Annotated in this window: 2 protein-coding genes and 1 pseudogene; all 3 read left to right on the top strand. The window is 45.2% G+C overall.

Going from position 1 to position 1,052, the window contains the following annotated elements:
* On the top strand, nucleotides 1–406 hold a 406-nt coding region (locus CWM53_RS31615; protein WP_206062608.1), incomplete at its 5' end, for a hypothetical protein.
* Nucleotides 310–726, top strand: a pseudogene (locus CWM53_RS06810) (DDE-type integrase/transposase/recombinase); the annotation flags it as partial. The gene CWM53_RS31615 and the pseudogene CWM53_RS06810, both read left to right, overlap by 97 nt.
* Nucleotides 727–836: 110 nt before the next feature.
* Nucleotides 837–1,052 (top strand): hypothetical protein (locus CWM53_RS31610; protein ID WP_206062607.1); only part of this gene is annotated, 216 nt, incomplete at its 3' end.

The following is a 1,052-nucleotide window of genomic DNA, read 5'->3' as shown; positions in this document are numbered from 1 at the left end:
CATCAAGGCGAGTAAGCCTGTCGACCTGTTCAATGGGAATCACATCACGGAGTTTAAAGTCCAACCGTACGAAATTGTACGCCAAGTACGTTTTTTTGAGCAGTTAAGCCGAGTAAAGGAAACTAGGATTTTGATTACTTTTTCCGTTGATGCCAGTAGCCATGCATCTTTGACCATTTTCAGGGTTAATAAACTCTGTAATCAAATCAACGTAAATCTGGCAGACAAAACCGCAAATTTATTTACTTTAAATCATATGGTTAGGTTCTTAAGTACGTTACCGTTCCATTGGACTTCAAACCCCGTTACCAGCGCTGTAGTTCAGACGGCTTCGAATTCGGATGTGATGACGGCAGAAAAACTGCGGGTGACATTTGCGATGGACTGCTGCGACAGGGAGCCATAGACTGGGCTGCAAGCACTGGCTGCTATGACACACAACAGTGCAGAATGTGATGCTGGGAGCAGTGGAAAAACGCTTCGGAGCGATGCTCCCGGACAAGCCTGTGCAGTGGTTGACGCACAATGGTTCAGCGTATACCGCGCATGACATGCGCATGTGCGAACAGCACCGCAAAACCTTGCGGCGGCGTTCAATCATTACAATGAAAACCATCCACACACTGCGCTGGGCTATCACTCCTCGAGGGAATACCAGCGCCTGCTGGCATCGTTAACTTAAGATACAAAAGCTGTCTGGAGATGGCTGGTCAAGATCAACAGTAAAGAGGTGGATAAGACTACATTATAAGAGGTGTACGACAGTAAACTATCTGACAAAAGAAGGCTGATATCTGATACAGGTTGTTTAGTGCCAAAAAGAGAGGGATTAGAAAATGAGGTTAGAGGAAAAGATCATAACTCAAGGTGTATTCTCAATCGGTGATAGTGAGACATATAACCTAGCTGGAGCGTTAGAGATAAGTGAGTCAGGGGAAATTTACCTAGACTGTATACACAAAATGGGTCCCTCTGAGTCAGGCAGAGGCATGATTAATCTAACAGGCGAAACATCGGAGCTCGGAAAGGTTCTTCTGATTGATAGTTTTACC

The organism is Klebsiella sp. A-Nf5, from assembly GCF_002810545.1.
In the GTDB taxonomy this organism is placed as follows: Bacteria; Pseudomonadota; Gammaproteobacteria; order Enterobacterales; family Enterobacteriaceae; genus Klebsiella; species Klebsiella variicola.
Note: the sequence above shows the minus strand (reverse complement) of the source record. Positions and strands in the feature narration are given on the sequence as shown.